The sequence below is a fragment of the uncultured Mesonia sp. genome (assembly GCA_947499595.1).
Classification (GTDB): domain Bacteria; phylum Bacteroidota; class Bacteroidia; order Flavobacteriales; family Flavobacteriaceae; genus Mesonia; species Mesonia sediminis.
The window spans coordinates 1-918 of sequence record CANMOY010000031.1 but is presented as its reverse complement, the minus strand read 5'-3'; the positions used below and the strand labels follow the sequence as shown (position 1 = coordinate 918).

General features: G+C 39.9%; 1 pseudogene. It reads left to right on the top strand.

The annotated features are described in order from the left end of the window. Positions 1 to 556: 556 nt before the first annotated feature. Positions 557 to 918: pseudogene (locus ACH2AZ_RS12420) on the top strand (group II intron reverse transcriptase/maturase); the annotation flags it as partial.

Below are 918 nucleotides of genomic sequence, written 5' to 3'. Positions count from 1 at the left end.
CATAGTGTGCCAAGAATCAACCAAGGCAATAAAACGGTTGAATGCTGTAAATAAGATGATGGTAGGTCCATCAGAGTCTTTGTATAGGCGATGGCTCTAAACCACCTAAAGGTGCTTTGATTAATAGTCTTGGTGCTGAGCGTTTAGGAGAATCTAACCCTTGAGGTTAGCAGGTACAAATAAAGGAGTTGAACGCAAGTGAACCATTGAAGAGGTGTCGAGAAGTTGCTACCTTCAGTCAAAAGCTACGAAGTATGATACGGAGTGAAAAGTAATGTTAGCGATAACATTAATTACAGAGATAACCTATTTATTTTCTGTAAGGCTGGCGTCATTCAGATGGCAAGAACTTTATTTAGGCTTATTTACGGAACTTGGGAAGCTACCTACAAATGTTAAGGGAAATGCACAATAGGCACAACCTAGAGGCAAAATACCGATGCTGTATGTAGTGGCAGATTAACCCGTATTAGTGAAGAAGTTTCTGTAATGGAAATGGAGCGAAGGGGTTAAGTTGTACTGTTATATTTTATCAATCAACTTACAAAATGTGAGGATGAATTTATGGAATGAAACAAAATCAATACCGATAAGTCGCCGAATGGTTTGGGAGGCTTATCAAAAGGTGCTTTCTAAGCAAGGAAGTGCAGGGATAGATGCTATTGGTATGCGTGAATTTGACGCAAACCGAAGCAAACATCTGTACAAACTTTGGAACCGGATGGCATCAGGGAGTTACTTTCCTCCTCCAGTCAAAGAAGTTGAGATACCAAAGAAAGACGGTTCAATCCGTAAACTTGGAATACCAACTATCAGCGACAGGGTTGGACAAATGGTGGTTAAAATGTTTTTAGAACCTAGATTAGAAGCGATTTTCAGTCCAAATTCTTACGGTTATCGCCCCAATAGAAATGCTCA